At 65.9% G+C, this 17,675-nt stretch carries 21 protein-coding genes; 5 read left to right on the top strand and 16 right to left on the bottom strand.

Features of this window, described 5'->3' with window-relative positions; translation table 11 throughout:
• The first annotated feature begins 44 nt into the window (after window positions 1–44).
• Window positions 45–1,493 (top strand): amino acid permease, encoded by a 1,449-nt coding sequence (locus ISP25_RS00635; protein ID WP_404611574.1) that lies wholly within the window; start codon window positions 45–47, stop codon window positions 1,491–1,493.
• Window positions 1,494–1,941: 448 nt separating this feature from the next.
• On the opposite strand, the gene ISP25_RS00630 is transcribed toward ISP25_RS00635, so the two are convergent.
• Complete coding sequence (locus ISP25_RS00630; protein WP_192157746.1) at window positions 1,942–2,274, bottom strand: high-potential iron-sulfur protein; 333 nt, start codon at window positions 2,272–2,274, stop codon at window positions 1,942–1,944.
• Between the two features lie 177 nt (window positions 2,275–2,451).
• Between ISP25_RS00630 and ISP25_RS00625 the strand changes: the two genes are divergently transcribed.
• The 4 genes from ISP25_RS00625 to ISP25_RS00610 all read left to right on the top strand — a co-directional run bounded on the left by ISP25_RS00625 (window position 2,452) and on the right by ISP25_RS00610 (window position 5,440).
• Window positions 2,452–3,099 carry a methylthioribulose 1-phosphate dehydratase gene (locus ISP25_RS00625; RefSeq protein ID WP_404611572.1) on the top strand — a complete coding sequence of 216 codons (648 nt, stop codon included), beginning with the start codon at window positions 2,452–2,454 and terminating at the stop codon, window positions 3,097–3,099.
• Window positions 3,096–3,650, top strand: a complete 555-nt coding sequence (locus ISP25_RS00620; RefSeq protein ID WP_404611570.1) for a 1,2-dihydroxy-3-keto-5-methylthiopentene dioxygenase — start codon at window positions 3,096–3,098, stop codon at window positions 3,648–3,650. The genes ISP25_RS00625 and ISP25_RS00620 overlap by 4 nt, the downstream gene beginning before the upstream one ends.
• Before the next feature lie 77 nt (window positions 3,651–3,727).
• Entirely contained in the window at window positions 3,728–4,414 is a 687-nt protein-coding gene (mtnC, locus tag ISP25_RS00615) for an acireductone synthase (RefSeq protein ID WP_404611568.1), read from the top strand.
• Between the two features lie 12 nt (window positions 4,415–4,426).
• Window positions 4,427–5,440, top strand: coding sequence for a C13 family peptidase (locus ISP25_RS00610; RefSeq protein WP_192157754.1), 1,014 nt, complete (start codon window positions 4,427–4,429; stop codon window positions 5,438–5,440).
• 374 nt (window positions 5,441–5,814) lie between these two features.
• Here the strand turns inward: ISP25_RS00610 and hisIE are convergent, their stop codons facing one another.
• The 15 genes from hisIE to gltX form a co-directional block, all read right to left on the bottom strand.
• Window positions 5,815–6,438 (bottom strand): bifunctional phosphoribosyl-AMP cyclohydrolase/phosphoribosyl-ATP diphosphatase HisIE, encoded by a 624-nt coding sequence (gene hisIE / locus ISP25_RS00605; RefSeq protein WP_404611566.1) that lies wholly within the window; start codon window positions 6,436–6,438, stop codon window positions 5,815–5,817.
• An 83-nt stretch (window positions 6,439–6,521) separates the two neighbouring features.
• Window positions 6,522–7,295 carry an imidazole glycerol phosphate synthase subunit HisF gene (gene hisF / locus ISP25_RS00600; RefSeq protein WP_192157758.1) on the bottom strand — a complete coding sequence of 258 codons (774 nt, stop codon included), beginning with the start codon at window positions 7,293–7,295 and terminating at the stop codon, window positions 6,522–6,524.
• Complete coding sequence (gene hisA, locus ISP25_RS00595) at window positions 7,289–8,017, bottom strand: 1-(5-phosphoribosyl)-5-[(5-phosphoribosylamino)methylideneamino]imidazole-4-carboxamide isomerase (RefSeq protein WP_404611564.1); 729 nt, start codon at window positions 8,015–8,017, stop codon at window positions 7,289–7,291. Before hisA ends, hisF begins: the two co-directional genes overlap by 7 nt.
• Before the next feature lie 10 nt (window positions 8,018–8,027).
• Entirely contained in the window at window positions 8,028–8,618 is a 591-nt protein-coding gene (gene hisH, locus ISP25_RS00590; protein WP_404611562.1) for an imidazole glycerol phosphate synthase subunit HisH, read from the bottom strand.
• Window positions 8,618–9,685 (bottom strand): bifunctional histidinol-phosphatase/imidazoleglycerol-phosphate dehydratase HisB, encoded by a 1,068-nt coding sequence (gene hisB / locus ISP25_RS00585; RefSeq protein WP_404611560.1) that lies wholly within the window; start codon window positions 9,683–9,685, stop codon window positions 8,618–8,620. Before hisB ends, hisH begins: the two co-directional genes overlap by 1 nt.
• Window positions 9,682–10,758, bottom strand: a complete 1,077-nt coding sequence (hisC, locus tag ISP25_RS00580) for a histidinol-phosphate transaminase (protein ID WP_404611559.1) — start codon at window positions 10,756–10,758, stop codon at window positions 9,682–9,684. The genes hisB and hisC overlap by 4 nt, the downstream gene beginning before the upstream one ends.
• A complete protein-coding gene (gene hisD, locus ISP25_RS00575; RefSeq protein ID WP_404611557.1) occupies window positions 10,755–12,062 on the bottom strand; it encodes a histidinol dehydrogenase in 1,308 nt (435 codons plus the stop codon). Before hisD ends, hisC begins: the two co-directional genes overlap by 4 nt.
• A gap of 13 nt (window positions 12,063–12,075) precedes the next feature.
• Window positions 12,076–12,969, bottom strand: a complete 894-nt coding sequence (gene hisG, locus ISP25_RS00570; RefSeq protein WP_404611555.1) for an ATP phosphoribosyltransferase — start codon at window positions 12,967–12,969, stop codon at window positions 12,076–12,078.
• Window positions 12,966–13,301 carry a YerC/YecD family TrpR-related protein gene (locus tag ISP25_RS00565; protein ID WP_404611553.1) on the bottom strand — a complete coding sequence of 112 codons (336 nt, stop codon included), beginning with the start codon at window positions 13,299–13,301 and terminating at the stop codon, window positions 12,966–12,968. The genes hisG and ISP25_RS00565 overlap by 4 nt, the downstream gene beginning before the upstream one ends.
• 189 nt (window positions 13,302–13,490) lie before the next feature.
• Window positions 13,491–13,652, bottom strand: a complete 162-nt coding sequence (locus ISP25_RS00560; RefSeq protein ID WP_077483554.1) for a 30S ribosomal protein THX — start codon at window positions 13,650–13,652, stop codon at window positions 13,491–13,493.
• A 79-nt stretch (window positions 13,653–13,731) separates the two neighbouring features.
• On the bottom strand, window positions 13,732–14,703 hold the full coding sequence (locus tag ISP25_RS00555) for a cation diffusion facilitator family transporter (protein ID WP_404611551.1): 972 nt from the start codon (window positions 14,701–14,703) through the stop codon (window positions 13,732–13,734).
• 137 nt (window positions 14,704–14,840) lie between these two features.
• Window positions 14,841–15,353 carry a MerC domain-containing protein gene (locus ISP25_RS00550; protein WP_192157773.1) on the bottom strand — a complete coding sequence of 171 codons (513 nt, stop codon included), beginning with the start codon at window positions 15,351–15,353 and terminating at the stop codon, window positions 14,841–14,843.
• Between the two features lie 68 nt (window positions 15,354–15,421).
• Window positions 15,422–15,907, bottom strand: a complete 486-nt coding sequence (locus tag ISP25_RS00545) for a transcriptional repressor (RefSeq protein WP_192157775.1) — start codon at window positions 15,905–15,907, stop codon at window positions 15,422–15,424.
• Between the two features lie 56 nt (window positions 15,908–15,963).
• Complete coding sequence (locus ISP25_RS00540; protein WP_404611548.1) at window positions 15,964–16,242, bottom strand: hypothetical protein; 279 nt, start codon at window positions 16,240–16,242, stop codon at window positions 15,964–15,966.
• A gap of 25 nt (window positions 16,243–16,267) precedes the next feature.
• On the bottom strand, window positions 16,268–17,668 hold the full coding sequence (gene gltX / locus ISP25_RS00535) for a glutamate--tRNA ligase (RefSeq protein WP_404611546.1): 1,401 nt from the start codon (window positions 17,666–17,668) through the stop codon (window positions 16,268–16,270).
• Between the last annotated feature and the right edge of the window lie 7 nt (window positions 17,669–17,675).

The following is a 17,675-nucleotide window of genomic DNA, read 5'->3' as shown; positions in this document are numbered from 1 at the left end:
TACCGGCACGACCACGTCGTGCCGGTTCCTTGTTTGGAAGTCCCATGTTCAAGCAACTGCTCGCCCGCAAGATTGATTTCTCCAGCGCCGATGGCGCGCATGGCATTGGACTGAGGCGCACGCTCGGCCCCTGGGGGATCACCGCATTGGGCATCGGCGCCGTCATCGGCACCGGCATTTTCGTGGTCACCGGACAGGCGGCAGCCGAGCATGCCGGCCCGGCGGTGCTGATCTCCTTCATCCTCGCGGCGATCTGCAGCGGCTTCACCGCGCTGTGCTACGCCGAGTTCGCCACGTTGATCCCGATCTCGGGCAGTTCCTATTCCTATGCGTACGCCACGCTGGGCGAACTGGTGGCATGGTTCATCGGCTGGAACATGGTGCTGGAGTACGGGATCTCCGCATCCGCCGTCGCGGCCAGTTGGACCGGCTATTTCGTCAGTCTCCTCGGCGAAGTCGGTATCCATTTGCCCGCAACGCTGACCGATGCACCGCTCGCTTTCACCGATGGCCACCTCGTGGCAACCGGCCATCTGATGAATCTGCCCGCAGTCGCCATCGTGATGGCGCTGACGGCACTGTGCTACGTCGGCATCAAGGAATCAGCCGGCCTCAACGTGCTGATGGTGGCGCTAAAGGTGGGCCTCATCATTATCGTGGTGGTGGCCGGCTACCGCTACATCAACCCGGCCAACTGGCATCCCTTCATCCCCGACAATGTGGCGTCAGGCAAGTACGGCTGGTCGGGCATCATGCGCGGCGCGGCGATGGTGTTCTTTGCCTACATCGGCTTCGAGGCCACCTCCACCGCCGCGCAGGAATGCAAGAACCCGCAGCGCGACCTGCCCTTCGGCACGCTGGTCTCTCTGGTGATCTGCACGGTGCTCTACCTGGCGATGGCGGCCGTGCTGACCGGCTTGATTTCCTACACCCAGCTCGACACGCCCGATCCGGTGGTCACCGCCATCAAGAACATCCCGCAGCTGGCATGGCTGCGCTGGGTGGTGGAGATCGGCGCCCTGATCGGCCTGTCATCCGTGATCCTGGTGATGATCATCGCGCAGCCGCGCATCTTCATGATCATGGCGCGCGACGGCCTCTTGCCGCCGGTGCTCGAGCGCATCCATCCGCGCCACCGCACGCCGCACATCAACACGGTGATCACCGGCGTCGGCATCGCGATCCTCGCCGCGGTGTTTCCGCTGGACCTGCTGGCCGACCTCACTTCGATGGGCACACTGATCGCGTTCGTCGCGGTGTGCGCGGGCGTGCTGATCCTGCGTTACACCGCCCCGCAGCTGCATCGCGGCTTCCGCGTGCCGTGGGCGTGGGTGATCTGTCCCGCCGGCGTGCTGAGCTGCCTGGCTCTGCTGAGTTTCATGTCCTGGTTCAACTGGCTGCTGATGATCAGCTGGACGATGATCGGCCTGGCGATCTACTTCGGCTACGGCTACCGGCACAGCAAACTGCGCCGCACCCAGGCCAGTGCCTGAACCGGAACTTCGGCAAAATGTGCCGAAAACCATTCCTTTTTCGGCCATCAATGCCGATCATGACTGGCCCAGTCTCGAAGTGCCGCCGCACCAGGGAACACTTCAAATTCAAAAACAAATCCTTGTCTTTGAATGACTTAACGGAATATTTCCGAAAGAGCCTCGACTATCCACAGCCCATTCGCCTCGGCCGGGGGTATGATCCTCAGTCCGAGGGTTGATCACTTGGCAGTGGGCCCCGGATCGCCGCCCGGCGCGTCAGGTGGGTAGCTCCTCAAGCCTGACGCGCCGGGCAGCACTTTTCCCGCCGCCCTTCCCTTCGCATTCCACGACTGCACGACGCAGCCGTTGGCAATCGATCCCCGCGCCGAACACGCGCAAAAGAAAGGCCGGCAACTCGTGCCGGCCTTTCACGCAAATCACCGATGCAACGGACTGAATCGCTCGGTCACTTCGCCTTCGGCGAATGCGACACGCACCATCCCTTCGCATTGACTGCCTTGCCCGGAAACAGTGCGCACGGGCCGTAGCCGGTCGGACCACCGGAGTAAAACTGGCAATTGGCGCACGCGTCGCCGGCCTTGTGCTTGGGATCGGTGGTCTTGCTGGCATCCTCCACATAACCCAGCGCCTTGGCGGTCGGGTCGGAATCGTCCACGTGCGGCAGATCGGCAGCGCGGACCACGCGCGGCAGACCGCCTATTGCCATCACGGCCGCCGTGGTGCCGGCAGCCAACTTAAGGAAACGGCGACGCGATTCGTTGTTTTCGTCACGAGACATCGGAAACCTCCGTCATGGGCCAACGCCCCCACCACGCGTGATGGTGGAAACATCCGGAATGCTACGCCCACCGTCCAAATCGAGGCGCGAATGGATCGCATTCGGTGCAGACACGTTGCCGCAGGGCGACCCCTTCATGCGTGATATAGTTTCGCACTCGTTTGGACGTCCATTTGCATGAGCCAACAGCTGCCCGACTCGATTCCACCCGGCCTCTTCGCAGCGCGAGCCGAGGCCATTGCCGATGCAGCTCGCGAACTGGCGCTCGCCGGATGGACGCCTGCCACCAGCAGCAACTTCTCGATGCGCATCGATGCGGAACACGCCGCGATCACCATCTCCGGCCGCGACAAGGGCAAGCTGGGCCGCGACGACATCATGCTGGTGGACATGCAAGGCCATGCCGTCGGCACCGACGCCCGCCCCAGCGCGGAAACCGCGCTGCATACCCAGATCTACCGGCGCTGGCCGGGAGCACAGGCCGTGCTGCATACCCATTCGCGCACGCAGAGCGTGGCGTCTCGGCTGTTCGCGCGCGACGGCTTGATTCGGCTGGAGGGCTGGGAATTGCAGAAGGCCATCGCCGGCCACACCACGCACGAAAGCGTGCTGGAAATCCCGGTGTTTCCCAACACCCAGCATATGCCCGAGCTGGTGGCGCGCGTCGACGCATGGCTGGACGCCGGCAAGCCGCTCGCGGCCTACCTGATCGATGGCCATGGCATCTACACCTGGGGCCGCGACATGGCCGAGGCGCGACGCCATCTGGAGGCACTGGAATTCCTGCTGGGCTGCGAACTCGACCTACGGAGACTCAACGCATGAGCCGTCTGCGCATCTTCGACGAAAACCATCCGGCAACACCACTGTCCCTCCATGCCGAGCACGCGGCCATCGCCCACGAATTGGGCAAGGTGGGGGTGCGCTTCGAACAGTGGGCTGCCAACCAGCCCATCGCTCCCGGCGCCGGCCAGGACACGGTGATCGCTGCTTACCGCAACGACATCGACCGCCTGATGCGCGAGGAAGGCTACCAGTCGGTGGACGTGATCAGCCTCGCGCCCGATCACCCGGATCGCGCCGCGCTGCGCCAGAAGTTCCTCTCCGAACACACCCATAGCGAGGACGAGGTGCGCTTTTTCGTGGCTGGTGCCGGCCAATTCACCCTGCACATAGCCGGCAAGGTCTACGAGGTGCTGTGCGAGCAGGGCGACCTGATCGGCGTGCCGGACGGCACCCGGCACTGGTTCGACATGAGCGAGGCGCCCTATTTCGTGGCGATCCGCCTGTTCACCAACAAGGAAGGCTGGGTGGCCAACTTCACCGGCAGCGACATCGCAGCAGGCTTCCCGCGCATGCAACCCGTCACAACCTGAGCCTTGCCTTCCTCCCAGGAAAAGGTTTGACGCGCAAGGCCGGGTAAACTGTTCGTTCACCGCCCCAAGCAGCAGCCATGCCCGAAATCCGCGCCATCGTCACCGACATCGAAGGCACCACCAGTTCGATCAGCTTCGTCAAAGACGTGCTGTTTCCCTATGCGCGCAAGCGCCTGCCCGCCTTCGTCGAGACCCACGCCGACCGGCCCGAGGTGCAGCACTGGCTGCACGAAGCGGCGAAGGAAGCCAACTACATCGAGGCCAGTCGCAAGGAAGTGATCGACTTGCTGCTGCGCTGGATAGACGAGGATCGCAAGTTCACCGCGTTGAAGGCCCTCCAAGGCATGATCTGGCAGGAAGGCTACGAGGCCGGCGATTACCGCGCCCATGTCTATCCCGAAGTGGCGGCGCAGTTGCGCGCGTGGCGCGCAAAGGGCCTGCACCTGTACGTGTATTCCTCCGGCTCGGTGCCGGCGCAAAAGCTATTCTTCGGCCACAGCGAGAGTGGCGACCTCACCACGCTGTTCGCCGGCTATTTCGACACCGAAACCGGCCCGAAGCGCGAGCAGGACTCCTACGAAAAAATCGCCGGGGCCATCGGCGAGCAACCGCAACATCTGCTGTTCCTCTCCGACATCGTCGAAGAACTGGACGCCGCCCGAGCCGCCGGCTTCCAGACTGGCTGGCTGCTGCGTCCACCGCAGGCAATACCCACCGAACCACGCCACCCCGCCTACGCCGATTTCGACGCCATCACCCTCTGAGCCCGCCGCCGCATGCGCACCGTCCTTACCGCCCTGCTCGCCTTCGCCGCCGGCCTGCTGTTGATGCAGTGGCTGCCCAGCCACGCCGCGCCGCCGTCCATTGCCGGCACGACGGTGGCCGCGGCCGGCAGTGTCGCTTCGTCCAGTTCGTCCGCCGACGACGGCGAGGACAGCGAGGGCGACGCCAATTGGCCGCAGCAGGCCCCCACGCCCGAGCAGGTGCTGTACTCCCAGCCCAAGATGCTGCAGGACGAGCTGGCGAAACTGGGTCCGCGCGTTCCCGGCAAGCCCAACCTCTACCTGGTCGCCTTTGCCGGCGACGGCAGCCAGGACGTGTTCCGCAACGAAGCCGAATATGCCGCCAAGCTGTTCCGCCAACGCTTCGGCGCCAGCGCGCACGCGCTGGTGCTGGAGAACAACCCGGCCTCGCTTTCCACGCATCCCATTGCCGGCTGGAACAACCTCGAAGCCGCGTTGACCGGACTTTCCAAGGTGATGCAGCCTGACGACATCCTGATGCTCTACGTCACCACCCATGGCAGCGACGACCACGAACTGCTGGTGGACATGGATCCGCTGCCGCTGGACCAGATCGGTGCGCAGGACCTCGCCGAGATCCTCAAGGAGCACCCGTTCAAGTGGAAGGTGGTGGTGGTCAATGCCTGCTATTCCGGCGGCTTCATTCCTCCGTTGTCCACCAGCGGCACGCTGGTGCTCACTTCCGCGCGCACCGACCGCAGCTCGTTCGGCTGCGGGACCGAGTCCGACCTTACCTACTTCGGCCACGCGTTCCTGGTTGATGCCCTGAACCGTACCGACAACTTCGTGGATGCCTTCGCCCAGGCCAAAACCGAGATCGCGCAGTGGGAGCAGCATGACAAGCTCACGCCCTCGGAACCGCAGAGCTATGTAGGGGACGGCATCGAAGGCGAACTGGATGCCTGGCGCAAGGGCGTTGTGCCCGGCGCCTCCGTACCGTTTATGCCGGCGCCGCCAGCGCCCGCTTCCACCGCGGCGAATCCTTGAGGCTTCCTGACAATCTCCGATTCACTGGGGACCTCACCCTGCATTGTCGCAAGTAAGAAGATGATTTCGATCGCTGCCGCTGCCCGAACTCCTTCCCTGTGCCGACCCATACCATCGCAGGAGTGGTGACGAGCCGCGAAGCCGGCGCGAGGTGCCGAGGGCGGGATGCCCATGGTCAAGGGAGAAGGAACCAGAAGCCGCCTAGTTTGATACGCCGGAGCTACAAGCAAGTTGTGCAGAGGGTCGCGGAAGCCGTTTCTCCTAGGCGACAGGCGGACTGCCACGCGATATCCGAAAGCTGAGCTGCTTCTGTGGCTCGCTGTCCAGGCAATACAGTTAATGCGGAGAGCTTGAAGGAGCTCTGGGGCGACGCCTCAACGCGCGGCGTGACGCCGCTCCAACACGCCTGCCGCATCGGCAAGCGATAGCCCGCGCGCACGCAACAGCACGACGAGGTGGAACAGCAAATCCGCCGCCTCCCCCAGCAGCTCCTTTTCGCCTTGCGCTACGGCGGCGAGCGCAGTCTCCACGCCCTCCTCGCCTACCTTCTGCGCGATGCGGCGGACGCCGCCTTCGAACAATCGGGTGGTGTAGCTGCCTTGCGGACGATCGGCATCGCGCCGCGCGACCAGCACATCGAGCTCGGCCAGAAAGCCCAGTGGCGGCCGTACGTCGTCGCCGAAGCAGCTGGATGTTCCGTTGTGGCAAGTCGGCCCGTGCGGCTCCGCCTGCAGCAGCAGCGTGTCGGCGTCGCAGTCGACGCGGATGGATTTCAGCGCCAGCACGTGACCGGAGCTTTCGCCCTTTGTCCAAAGACGCTGCTTGCTGCGGCTCCAGAACGTGACGTGGCCGCTGCGCTGCGTTTCCGCCAGGGCATCGGCGTTCATGTAGCCGAGCATCAGCACCTCGCCGGTCAGCCAGTGCTGCACGACGGCGGGCAAGAGGCCGTCGCCCTTGGGCCAGTCGAGTCGCGCTAGATCAGTCTGGATGTCGCTCATGGGCGGTACCTGCAGTCATATGCGCCAAGGCATACAGGAAAGTATGGTTTCTCCGTCATTCCGGCGAAAGGCGGAATGACGAGTTAACAGGCTCGCACGGCCACGCCCTGCCCTTGCAGGTAGCGCTTGAGCTCGGGAATCGCAATCGCGCCGGAGTGGAATACGCTCGCGGCGAGCGCACCGTCCACGTCGGCTTCGACGAAAGCATCGCGGAAATGTTCGATGGTGCCGGCGCCACCCGACGCGATCAGCGGCACGCGGCACAGCGCACGCACCGCGCCGAGCTGTTCGAGGTCGTAGCCCTGGCGCACGCCATCGCTGCCCATGCAGTTGAGCACGATCTCACCGGCACCGAGGCGCTGCGCCTCGGCCACCCAGTCCAACGTGCGACGCGCCAGGGCGCGCGTCTTCGACGGGTCGCCGGTGTACTGGCGTACGCGCCACTCGCCGTCGGCGTCGCGCAGCGAATCGACACCCACCACCACGCACTGCACGCCGAAGGCAGCGGCCAGCTCGGCGACCAGCTCCGGCCGTTCCAGCGCCGGGGAGTTCACCGACACCTTGTCCGCGCCCGCATGCAGTACGGCGCGCGCGTCGTCCACGGAGCGGATGCCGCCTGCCACGCAGAATGGGATGTCGATCACCCGCGCCACCTTCTCCACCCAGCCGCGGTCCACACTGCGCCCTTCCGGGCTGGCGGTGATGTCGTAGAACACCAGTTCGTCGGCGCCTTCGTCGCGGTAGCGCAGCGCCAGGTCCACGATGCCGCCCATCGCCACGTGGTCGCGGAAGCGCACGCCCTTGACCACCTGGCCATCGCGTACGTCGAGGCAGGGGATAATGCGTCGGCTCAGCATGCCAAAGCCTCTGCCACGGTGAAGCGACCTTCCAGCAGGGCACGCCCGAGGATCACGCCGCGCGCGCCGGCTTCGCGCGCCGCGACGATGTCATCCAGCGAACGCACACCGCCCGAGGCCTGCACCGCCAGTTGCGGCACGATGCCGGCAAGGTGGCGATACAAGCCGAGGTTGAAGCCGGCCAGCATGCCGTCGCGCTCGATGTCGGTGCACAGCAGATGGCGGGCGCCATGCGCGGCATACCACGGCGCAAGCTCGTCCAGCGTGCGCGTTTCCGCCTTGATCCAACCCGCGCTGGGCAAGGTCCAGCGGCCTTCGGCGTTGCGGGTATCCAGCGCCAATGTGAGCCGCTCGGCGCCGAGCTTTCCCAGCCAACCAGCCACGCGCTCGGGATCACGGATCGCCACGCTGCCCACCACGACGCGCGCCACGCCAGCATCGAACAGGCGCTGCAGATCGGCCTCCTCGCGCACGCCTCCTCCAGCCTGCACCTGCATACCGTCGCGGGCGATGGCCTCGATCACCGCGAGGTTGTCGAGGCTGCCCGAACGTGCGCCGTCCAGGTCGACCAGGTGCAGCCAGCGCGCACCGGCCTCGGCGTAGCGCTGAGCCACGGCGCGCGGATCGTCCGAATAGGTCGTCTGCTGCGCGTAGTCGCCCTGCTTCAGGCGCACCACACGGCCGCCGCGCAGGTCGATGGCGGGAATCACGGCAAAAGTCATACGACACCCGTCATAAGGCGAGGAAATTCTTGAGGAGCCTGGCGCCGACGGCGGCGGAGCGCTCGGGGTGGAATTGCATGCCGTGGAAGTTGCCGCGCGCGACCACGGCGGAGAACGGTTCACCGTAATTCGCCGAAGCCAGGGTCCACTCGTTCATCGGCACCGCATAGCTGTGCACGAAATACGCCTGCTCGCCGTCGGACAGGTCCTGCAGGAGTGGATGCGCGTTTTGCACGGTCAGGCCGTTCCAGCCCATGTGCGGAACGCGCAAGCCGGGCCGCTCCGCGAAGCGGCACACCGTGGCCGGGATCAGGCCGAGGCACTCGGTATCACCCTCTTCCGAATGCGCGCAGAGCAGTTGCATGCCGAGACACACGCCGAGCACCGGCTGGGTCAGCGAGCGCATCAGCTCGACCAGGCCCAGCTCGCGCAGCCGCGCCATGCCCGGCCCCGCCGCACCCACGCCGGGCAGGATCACTTTGTCGGCGGCGCGTATCGCCGCGGCATCGGAGGTCAGCGCCGCATCCACGCCGAGGCGTTGCAGTGCGTAACGCACCGATCCGATATTGGTGCCGCCGGCATCGACCAGCACCACGGTCATTACAGCGCCCCCTTGGTGCTGGGCAATTCGTCGCCTTCGCGGCGGATCGCCTGGCGCAGCGTGCGCGCCACCACCTTGAAGCAGGCTTCGACCATGTGGTGCGCGTTGTCGCCGCGCACCGCGAGATGCAGGTTCGCACCCAGCGTTTCGCACAACGAACGGAAGAAGTGCGGCACCATCTCCACCGCCACTTCGCCCACGCGTTCGCGCGGAAAATTGCCCTCGAACACGAAGTACGGACGACCGGAAAGATCCAGCCGCGCCTCCGCCGCGCTCTCGTCCATCGGCAGGCAGAACCCGTAGCGACCGATGCCGCGCTTGTCGCCCAGCGCTTGCTTGAGCGCCTGCCCCAGAGCCAGCGCGCAATCCTCGACAGTGTGGTGCTCGTCGATGTGGATGTCGCCGTCGCAGGAAAGCTCCAGCGCGAAACCGCCGTGCTTGCCGATCTGCTCCAGCATGTGGTCGAAGAAGCCCAGGCCGGTATGCACCTTCGGCTCGGCCAACTTGTCCAAGTCGACGCGCACGCGGATCCGGGTTTCCTTGGTATTGCGTACCGCCTCGGCGATGCGCGGCGCATCCAGCACGAGGTGTGCCACCTCGCTCCACGTCGTGCCTTGCGGCCCAACACGCAAACCGCGCACGCCGATGTTCGCGGCAAACTTCAGGTCGGTTTCGCGATCGCCCACCATTACCGAAGCCGCACGGCTCCAGCTGTCGTCGGCCAGCCAGCCACGCATCAGGCCGGTGCCGGGCTTGCGCGTGTCCAGGCCCTCGTGCGGGAAACTGCGGTCGATCAGCACCTCGCGGAAGCGTATGCCCTGCGAGGACAGGATGCGCAGCAGCAACTCCTGCGGCCCCTGGAAGTCCGCCTCCGGAAAATTCGCCGTGCCGAGGCCATCCTGGTTGGTCACCATCACCAGCTCGTAGCCCGCAGCGGCGAAGCGCTGCAGCGCGGCGATCACGCCCGGCAACAGCGCCAACTTTTCGTAGCTGTCGATCTGCTCGTCCTGTGGCTCCTCGATCAGGCAGCCGTCACGGTCGACGAACAGGATCTTGCGTCCGCTCATGCCGCGCCCCGCACCGTCGCCGAGCTGGCCAGCACGGCCAGCACCTGTGCATTGTCCGCCGGTGCGCCGATGGTGATACGCAACGCATCGCCCAGGCCAGGATAGCGGCGTACGTCGCGCACCACGATGCCGGCGTCGAACAGGCGTCGATACGCGGCCTCGGCATCGTCGAAACGCACGGTGAGGAAGTTCGCCTGCGAAGGCAGCACGTCACGCACACCCGGCAGCCGGGCCAACGCCGCGCGCATGCGCGCACGCTCGCTGCGCACCACGTCGATGTGCGCGCGGGCGTTCGCCTGGCCCCACCCGGACAGCGCGAGCAGGGCTGCGTCCACACTGGGCAGCGGCAACGGATACGGCGGCATGATCCGGCGCAGCAACGCGATCACATCCGGATGCGCAAGCAAGCAACCGATACGCGCACCGGCCAGCGCCCAGGCCTTGGAGAGCGTGCGCAACACGGCAAGGTTGTCGTGGCGGTCCAGCAGGTCGGCCACGCTGCCTTCGTCCGCGAACTCCACATAAGCTTCGTCCACCACCAATAGCGCGCGTCCGTCCAGCGCCCGCACCAGGCGCTCGATGTCGTCGCGCGACACCACGCTGCCGGCAGGATTGTTCGGCGTGCAGACGAACACCAGCTTCACTGCATCGGTGACCGCAGCCAGCACGGCATCCACATCCAGCGTGAAGTCGCCGCGCAGCGGCACCTCGACCACGGCGGCATCCTGGATGCGCGCGCTCACTGCGTACATGCCGAAGGTCGGCGGCTGGATCAGGATCGCATCGCGCCCCGCACGGCAGAATGCCCGCACCAGCAGGTCGATGGCTTCGTCGCTGCCACGGCCCACCAGCAGCTGTTCGCGGCGCACGTCGTACAGACGCGCCAGCACATCCACCAGAGCCGACGGCTGCGGTTGCGGATAGCGGTTGCAGCCGGTGCCCACATCGCCGGTCGGCGCCCACGCCGATTCGTTCGCGTTCAGCAGCAGCCGCCCGCCGCTGGCCTCCATGCGCGCCGAGGAATACGGCTGCAGGGCGCGGATTTCCGCCCGCGCAAGATCGAGCACGCTCATTTCGTCGTCTCCAGTTCGGTCAATCGCAAAGTCACCGCACGGCGGTGCGCTTCAAGTTGCTCGGCAGCCGCCAGCACGGCGGTGCATGGACCGATGGTGCGCAGCCCGTCGGCCGAAAGCTCCTGTACGGTGATCTGCTTCTGGTAGCTGGCCACCGACACGCCGCTGTAGCTGCGCGCATGGCCATAGGTGGGCAGCACGTGATTGCTGCCGCTGCAGTAGTCGCCCACCGATTCGGGCGTCCATGCGCCGAGGAAGACCGATCCGGCGCTTTCGATACCGGCCAGCAGCGCGCGCGGCGCGGCCACCTGCAGGATCAGGTGCTCGGGCGCGTAACGGTTGCTCACCTCGATCGCCTGCGCGAGCGACGACACCGAAATCAGGCGGCTCTGCCCAAGCGCCTGCCGGGCGATCTCCGCGCGGGGCAAGTCGGCGCATTGCCGCGCGACTTCCCTCTCGACGCGATCCAGCAGCGAGGCGGACTCGCTGACCAGGATCACCTGCGAGTCCGGGCCGTGTTCGGCCTGCGACAGCAGATCGGCGGCTACGAAAACCGGATTGGCTTCCGCGTCGGCGATCACCAGCACCTCGGACGGACCGGCCGGCATATCGATCGCTGCGCCTTCCGGCTCGGCCGACACCTGCAGCTTGGCCTCGGTCACCCATGCGTTGCCAGGACCAAACAGCTTGTCGCACTTCGGTACGGAAACCGTGCCATAGGCCATCGCGGCGATCGCCTGCGCGCCACCCAGCTTGAACACCTTGTGCACACCGGTGAGGCGCGCGGCATACAGCACCGCGGCATCGCAGCGGCCGTCGGCGCGCGCGGGCGAGCACAGCACCACTTCGCGGCAACCGGCAATGCGCGCGGGCACGCCCAGCATCAAGGCCGTGGAAGGCAGCGGCGCACTGCCTGCCGGCACATACAGGCCTACGCGCTGGATGGGGCGCAGCATGCGCTCCACGCGCACCCCGGGCGCAGTGTCCACGCCCACCGCTTGCGGTGCAGCTGCACGGTGGAAGACCTCGATGCGTCCGGCGGCTTCGCGGATCGCCGCTTTCAAGGTGGGTACCAGCGACGCCTCAGCATCGGCGAACTCGGCCTCGTCGACTTCGAGTTCCGTCAGGGCGCAACGGTCGTATTTCGCGCTCAGTTCGCGCAGGGCTTCGTCGCCACGGGCACGGACATCGGCGATGATGCGGCCCGTGTCTTCGCGCAGCTCCGCCGCGCGCGATTGCGCAGGCCGCGCCAATGCGGCACAGCGGCCCGGTTCGTCGAGCAAATCCCAATCGATCCAGTTCATGGCAGCCGGCCTTTCATGCAAGCATTTTCTCGACGGGAAGGACGAACATCTCGCGCGCACCGGCCTTCTTGATCTCCTCCAGCTGGCGCCAGCTCACCTCGCCCGCGCACAGCGCCTGCAGCATCAGCTGGTCAGGCTGGCCGGCCACCGGCAGCAAGGTCGGCTGCGGGCCACCGGGCAGCAACCGGGTCACCGCATCCAGCGCGGCGCGCGGGGTTTGCAGCAGCAGCAGGCGGGATTCACGCACCTGGATCACACCATCCAACCGCTTCAGAAGCAGCTCGATCAGATCGCCGCGCTCGTCGGCGGGCATGTTCTGCGGGCCAGCCAGCACGGCCTCGCTTTCCAGCAACACATCGACCTCGCGCAACTGGTTAGCCACCAGCGTGCCGCCACTTTGCACCAGGTCGCAGATCGCGTCCGCGGTGCCGAGCTTCGGCGCGATTTCCACTGAGCCGGCCAGGGTCACCACGCCGGCTTCAACCCCATGCTCGCGCAACCATGCGCCCAGCAGCCCCGGGTACGAAGTGGCGATACGCCGGGCGGCCAGTTGCGCGGGCCCGCTGTAATCGAACTCCTGCGGCACGGCGATGGAAAGCCGGCAGCGGCCGAAACCCAGCGGGCGCAACTCGGCCAGTGGCTCGCTCTCGCGGCCGGCCGTGAGGCGGAACTCGTCGAGCACGTTGCGCCCCACAATGCCCAGTTCGCACACGCCCTGCGCGATCAGGCCGGGGATGTCGTCGTCGCGCACCAGCAGCAAATCCACCGGCTCGCCTTCGCCGAAGCAGAACAGCTTGTCGCGACTCTGCCGGAACGTGAGGCCACAACGCTTGAGCAGCTCCAGCGCCGGCTCGGTGAGCCGGCCCGATTTCTGCATCGCGATGCGCAAACGGTCGCGGGGTTTCATGCGCGTTCCTTCTTCGTTGTGGCACGGCGACGCGTCGCCCGCGCCGCGGCAGCGAGATAACCGCCATTGCCCTGGTTGAGGAAGCGCGCCACCCGGCCGATGGTGGTGATGCTCACCGCGGTGCGCTCGTGGATCTCGCGGTACGCCACCCCGTCCAGCAGGAAGGGCACCACGCGCCAGCGGTCCACCAGCACTTCGAGTTCGGCCGGCGTGCACAAGTCGCGGAGGAAGGCATTCATCTCATCCGCGTCCTTCAGCGACAGCAGCGCCTGGCACAGGCTGAGTTCGGCCGACTCGACGGGCATCTCGGGATCCAGCGATCGACGTTTCATAATGTATTAATGCGTTAGTACATTGGATGGCCATTGTAAGTAGCAAAGATGCCCGGCGCAAGTCGTTGGGCCTGCCCCTTGTTCAGCGAAGCGTCACCACTCACTTGCGCCAACGACTCCGGGCCGGGAACGCACCCACAAAAAACCCCGCACAAGGCGGGGTTCTTCGTGATGCGCGGCGAAAGCGGCTCAGGCCGACTTCTTCTTCGGCGCAGCCTTCTTTGCGGCAGCCGGCTTGGTCACGGTCGGCTTGGCGCCAACCACCGCCGGCTGGGCGCCGTGCACGCGGGTATTGCCGTAGCTGCCACGGTAGGTCTTGCCACGACGGGTCTTGCGATCACCCTTGCCCATGGGAATCTCCTCAGGAATAACATGATGGCCTGCCATGATAGCAGTGCCGGCGACGGCACCATAGCCGCCCGCGCCAGGCTTAACCGTGGCCATGGCCGGCACAACCCCGGGGCGGGTCCAGGCAGTCCTCGGGGTCGATCTGCACGGTAACGTGCTGGATGCCGAAGCGTTCCTGCAGCAACCGGTTGATTGCGCGCAGCGCCTGCGCGGCATCGGCCGGGTCATGCAATTCGGCATGCAGAGTGGCCATGCGCGAACCGGAAGCCAGTTGCCACACATGCAGGTGATGGACGCCGCTGATCGCCGGATCGACACCGTTCAACGCAGCTTCCAGCTCGGTCCAGTCCATGCCGTCCGGCACGCCCTCTAGCAGGATGTGCGCGGAACGGCGCAGCAACTGCCAGGCGCTGCCGAGGATCAGCACGGCCACCAGCAACGACAGCACCGGATCGGCCCAGAGCCAACCCAGCCAACGGACCACCAACGCCGCCAGCACCGCCGCTACCGAACCGAGCAGGTCGCCCAGCACATGCAGGCTGGCGCTGGCCAGGTTCACGTCGTCGTGCGAGTGTCCGTGCAGGCTGCGCAGCACCAGCACGTTCACCAGCAAACCGATGATGGCCACTGCCAGCATCATGCCCGACAGGATCTCGCCCGGGTGCAGCAGCCGCTGGGTCGCTTCCCACGCCACCCAGCCGACCAGCACGAACTGGCTGATGGCGTTGACGAAGCCGACCAGAACCTCCATGCGCCCGTAGCCGTAGCTGCGCCGGGCATCGGCTGGCCGCAGCGCAAGACGCGCGCCGACGTAGGCCATCAGCAGCGCCAGCGCGTCCACCATCATGTGGCCACCGTCGGTAAGCAGCGCCAGCGAGCCCGACCACAGGCCACCGATCACCTCCGCCAGCATCGTGATGGTGGTCAGCGCGAAGGCGAGCAGGAGTTTGCGGCCACGCGGGTCGGCATGCGCCGAATGGTCATGCCGGTGATCACGCGCATCGACAGCGTGAGGACTCGAGTGATCGTGTTTGCAGGGATGCACGTTGCTCATTCGCAAATGCTAGGAAACGCCGGCCGCGTTACACAATCACCGCGCGGATTTCCAATACCGCTCGGCCGGAAACGGTGTAGCCGAAACCGTCGGGATACTGCAGGCCGCGCATGCCACGCTTGGCGGTCAGCCGGAACTCAATGCACGCATTGCGCGCCGTGCACATGCGCTACTGCATGCACATGCCGGCGGTCGATATAGAGATTCATGAAGTGCGCCGAGGCCACCAGCAGCCCACCGCAGGTCACCATCACGCTGTGCACGATGATGTGCCGCTCTTCCGACACCCAGACGACGCCGAGCAGCAGCAGCAGCAACCCTGGCACGGCGAGCAACAGCGACAGCGGCTGATGGTGCCGGCGATAACCGCCGATCAGGGCAAACAGCGCCAACGAGGCGGCAAACATCACGAAGTCGCGTTCGAAACGATGCCCCGCCAGGAAGCCCAGCCCGAGCAGCGGCAATACGGTAAGCACGAATGGCAACAGCGCGCAGTGGATCGCGCACAGGAATGAAGCCGCGGCGCCCACGCGGTCGGCAAGCTGCCACCAGCGCGAGGACTTCGATGCCCCGCCCACGACGACGGCACCCGCGTCACCCGAGTGCAGCAGCAAGCCGTCGTTATTGGCGGAGCTTTCGATCCTGTCCATATCCGAAATGTTACTTTATAACATCGACACCACACAAGCGACCGCGTCCGCTGGCGACCGGGACGGCTTCAGGTTTTGCGGCAACGCTTGCAGACGCCATGCACTTCCAGCGTCTGTGCCTGGGCGCGGAAACCAAGCACCTTGGCCTGCGCCTCGATCAGCTCGGCCACGCGCTGGTCGCAAACTTCCTCGGCGCCAGAGCAGACGTCGCAGATCAGGAACGGCACCTGGTGCGCCTCGGCCGGATGATGGCAGGAAACGAAGGCATTGATCGACGACAGCTTGTGGATGAAGCCCTGTTCCAGCAGGAAATCCAGCGCACGGTACACCGTGGGCGGCGCCGCATTGCCGTGGCGTTCGCGCAGCTGGTCGAGCAGGTCGTAAGCCTTCACCGGTTTCTCGGCGGCGGCGACCAGCTCCAGCACTTCCATGCGCAGCGGGGTAAGCCGCAGGCCACGTTCCTCGCTGACATGCGCGACCTCACGCACGAAACCCTTCGCGTCGTGCGGATGCGAATGATGGGCGTGCGGCTTGCCGGCGGCTTCATGGGCCAAGTGGATTCTCCTTGCGGGGGATCATACATGCCCGACGCTGCGCGCAATGTGACGTGTCAGCGTCTCAGCGGAGGCGGTTCGACCCGGGGCTTGGCGCGTGGGCGGTAGCAGATCACCAGCCAGCCGATCGGCCCCAGAAACCAGGCCCAGGCGACACCTTCCCACAGGCGCCCGCGCCACCAGCCCAACAGCGCCCCCACCGCCACGAATGCGAGGTTCCACCAGAACAGCGCAGTCCACGGCACCATCGCCCACAGGTTCAGGAAAACCTGCCAGAACGCACCCGGAGAATTCGGGTCGACGCCATGCGTTGCACGGGCAAGCAGTTCGTCCATGGGATGCCTGCCCAGGCCGTCTGTTTCAGCCGCGCGCCAGCGTCAGCGCATGGTCGATGCGCCGCAGCGCCTCGTCGCGGCCGCAAAGATAGAGGGTATGGTCGATGGACGGCGATACCTGCGTGCCGGTGATCGCCACGCGCAGCGGCTGGGCAATCTTGCCCATGCCGAGCTCCAGCCTCGCAGCCATCTGCTCGATGACCTGATGGATGGGCTCGGGCCGCCACTCCACCCCGGCCAGCAGCGTCTTCGCCGTTTCCAGCACGGCGACCGCGCCGTCGTTCTTCAGGTGCTTGGCGACAGCCTTGTCGTCCCAATCGGTGACGGGGCCGTACCAGATCTTCGCGCGCTCGGCCATTTCCTTCAGCGTATGTACGCGGTCGCGCAAGGCCACGATCACGTCGGCAGGCTGCGGACCGTGCACGGCATCGATGCCGGCACGCGCCAGGTGCCAGGCGAATTCGGGCGCAAGCGCCGCCGGATCGTCGGTCTTGAGGTAGTGCTGGTTGAGCCAGTTGAGCTTCTCGGTATCGAAGCGCGAGGCAGCCTTGTTGACGTCGGCGACATCGAACAGCCTGGTCATCTCCTCGCGCGAGAAGATTTCCTGGTCGCCATGCGACCAGCCGAGGCGTACCAGGTAATTGAGGATGGCATGCGGCAGGTAGCCCTCCTCGCGGTACTCCATCACGCTCACCGAGTTGGTGCGCTTGGAGAGCTTCTTGCCCTCCTTGTCGAGGATCATCGGCAGGTGCGCGAATTCCGGCACCGGCGCGCCCAACGCGTGGTAGATGTTGATCTGGCGCGGCGTGTTGTTGACGTGGTCGTCGCCGCGGATCACTTCGGTGATCCCCATGTCGATGTCGTCCACCACCACGGCGAAGTTGTAGGTGGGCCAGCCGTCGGAGCGGAAGATGACGAGATCGTCCAGCTCGGCATTGGCCCACTCCACGCGGCCCTTCACCTTGTCCTCGAACACCACCGAACCTTCCAGCGGGTTCCTGAAACGGATCACGCGGTTCGGGTCCTCGCGGTACGGCTCGTTTCGGTCGCGGTAATGGCCGTTGTAGCGGGGCTTCTCGCCCTTCGCCATCGCCGCCTCGCGCATCGCCTCGATCTCTTCCTTGCTCTCGTAGGCGTAGTACGCCTTGCCCTCGGACAGCAGGCGCGCGGCCACTTCCTTGTAGCGGGCCAGGCGCTGGGTCTGGTAAACCGGAGCCTCGTCGGCGGAAAGATGCAGCCATGCCATAGCATCGAGAATTGCCTGCACCGCTTCGTCGGTGGAGCGCTCGCGATCGGTATCCTCGATGCGCAAGAGGAACTCGCCGCCGCGGCGCCGCGCCTCCAGCCAGCAATACAGGGCGGTGCGTGCGCCGCCGATGTGCAGGAAACCGGTGGGGCTGGGGGCAAAACGGGTGCGGACGGTCATGGAATGT

It is taken from the genome of Rhodanobacter hydrolyticus (assembly GCF_044904645.1).
This window is presented reverse-complemented; position numbering and strand designations above follow the sequence as displayed.

Excerpts from the sequence above, each read along its gene's own strand:
- ISP25_RS00610 (WP_192157754.1), top strand. The coding sequence starts at position 4,427 with ATGCGCACCGTCCTTACCGCCCTGCTCGCCTTCGCCGCCGGCCTGCTG.
- mtnC (WP_404611568.1), top strand. The coding sequence starts at position 3,728 with ATGCCCGAAATCCGCGCCATCGTCACCGACATCGAAGGCACCACCAGT.
- ISP25_RS00550 (WP_192157773.1), bottom strand. The coding sequence starts at position 15,353 with ATGGACAGGATCGAAAGCTCCGCCAATAACGACGGCTTGCTGCTGCAC.
- ISP25_RS00620 (WP_404611570.1), top strand. The coding sequence starts at position 3,096 with ATGAGCCGTCTGCGCATCTTCGACGAAAACCATCCGGCAACACCACTG.
- hisA (WP_404611564.1), bottom strand. The coding sequence starts at position 8,017 with ATGACTTTTGCCGTGATTCCCGCCATCGACCTGCGCGGCGGCCGTGTG.
- hisIE (WP_404611566.1), bottom strand. The coding sequence starts at position 6,438 with ATGAGCGACATCCAGACTGATCTAGCGCGACTCGACTGGCCCAAGGGC.
- ISP25_RS00630 (WP_192157746.1), bottom strand. The coding sequence starts at position 2,274 with ATGTCTCGTGACGAAAACAACGAATCGCGTCGCCGTTTCCTTAAGTTG.
- ISP25_RS00635 (WP_404611574.1), top strand. The coding sequence starts at position 45 with ATGTTCAAGCAACTGCTCGCCCGCAAGATTGATTTCTCCAGCGCCGAT.
- ISP25_RS00560 (WP_077483554.1), bottom strand. The coding sequence starts at position 13,652 with ATGGGCAAGGGTGATCGCAAGACCCGTCGTGGCAAGACCTACCGTGGC.
- ISP25_RS00555 (WP_404611551.1), bottom strand. The coding sequence starts at position 14,703 with ATGAGCAACGTGCATCCCTGCAAACACGATCACTCGAGTCCTCACGCT.
- ISP25_RS00540 (WP_404611548.1), bottom strand. The coding sequence starts at position 16,242 with ATGGACGAACTGCTTGCCCGTGCAACGCATGGCGTCGACCCGAATTCT.
- hisH (WP_404611562.1), bottom strand. The coding sequence starts at position 8,618 with ATGACCGTGGTGCTGGTCGATGCCGGCGGCACCAATATCGGATCGGTG.
- hisD (WP_404611557.1), bottom strand. The coding sequence starts at position 12,062 with ATGAACTGGATCGATTGGGATTTGCTCGACGAACCGGGCCGCTGTGCC.
- ISP25_RS00625 (WP_404611572.1), top strand. The coding sequence starts at position 2,452 with ATGAGCCAACAGCTGCCCGACTCGATTCCACCCGGCCTCTTCGCAGCG.
- hisC (WP_404611559.1), bottom strand. The coding sequence starts at position 10,758 with ATGAGCGTGCTCGATCTTGCGCGGGCGGAAATCCGCGCCCTGCAGCCG.
- hisG (WP_404611555.1), bottom strand. The coding sequence starts at position 12,969 with ATGAAACCCCGCGACCGTTTGCGCATCGCGATGCAGAAATCGGGCCGG.
- ISP25_RS00565 (WP_404611553.1), bottom strand. The coding sequence starts at position 13,301 with ATGAAACGTCGATCGCTGGATCCCGAGATGCCCGTCGAGTCGGCCGAA.
- hisB (WP_404611560.1), bottom strand. The coding sequence starts at position 9,685 with ATGAGCGGACGCAAGATCCTGTTCGTCGACCGTGACGGCTGCCTGATC.
- gltX (WP_404611546.1), bottom strand. The coding sequence starts at position 17,668 with ATGACCGTCCGCACCCGTTTTGCCCCCAGCCCCACCGGTTTCCTGCAC.
- hisF (WP_192157758.1), bottom strand. The coding sequence starts at position 7,295 with ATGCTGAGCCGACGCATTATCCCCTGCCTCGACGTACGCGATGGCCAG.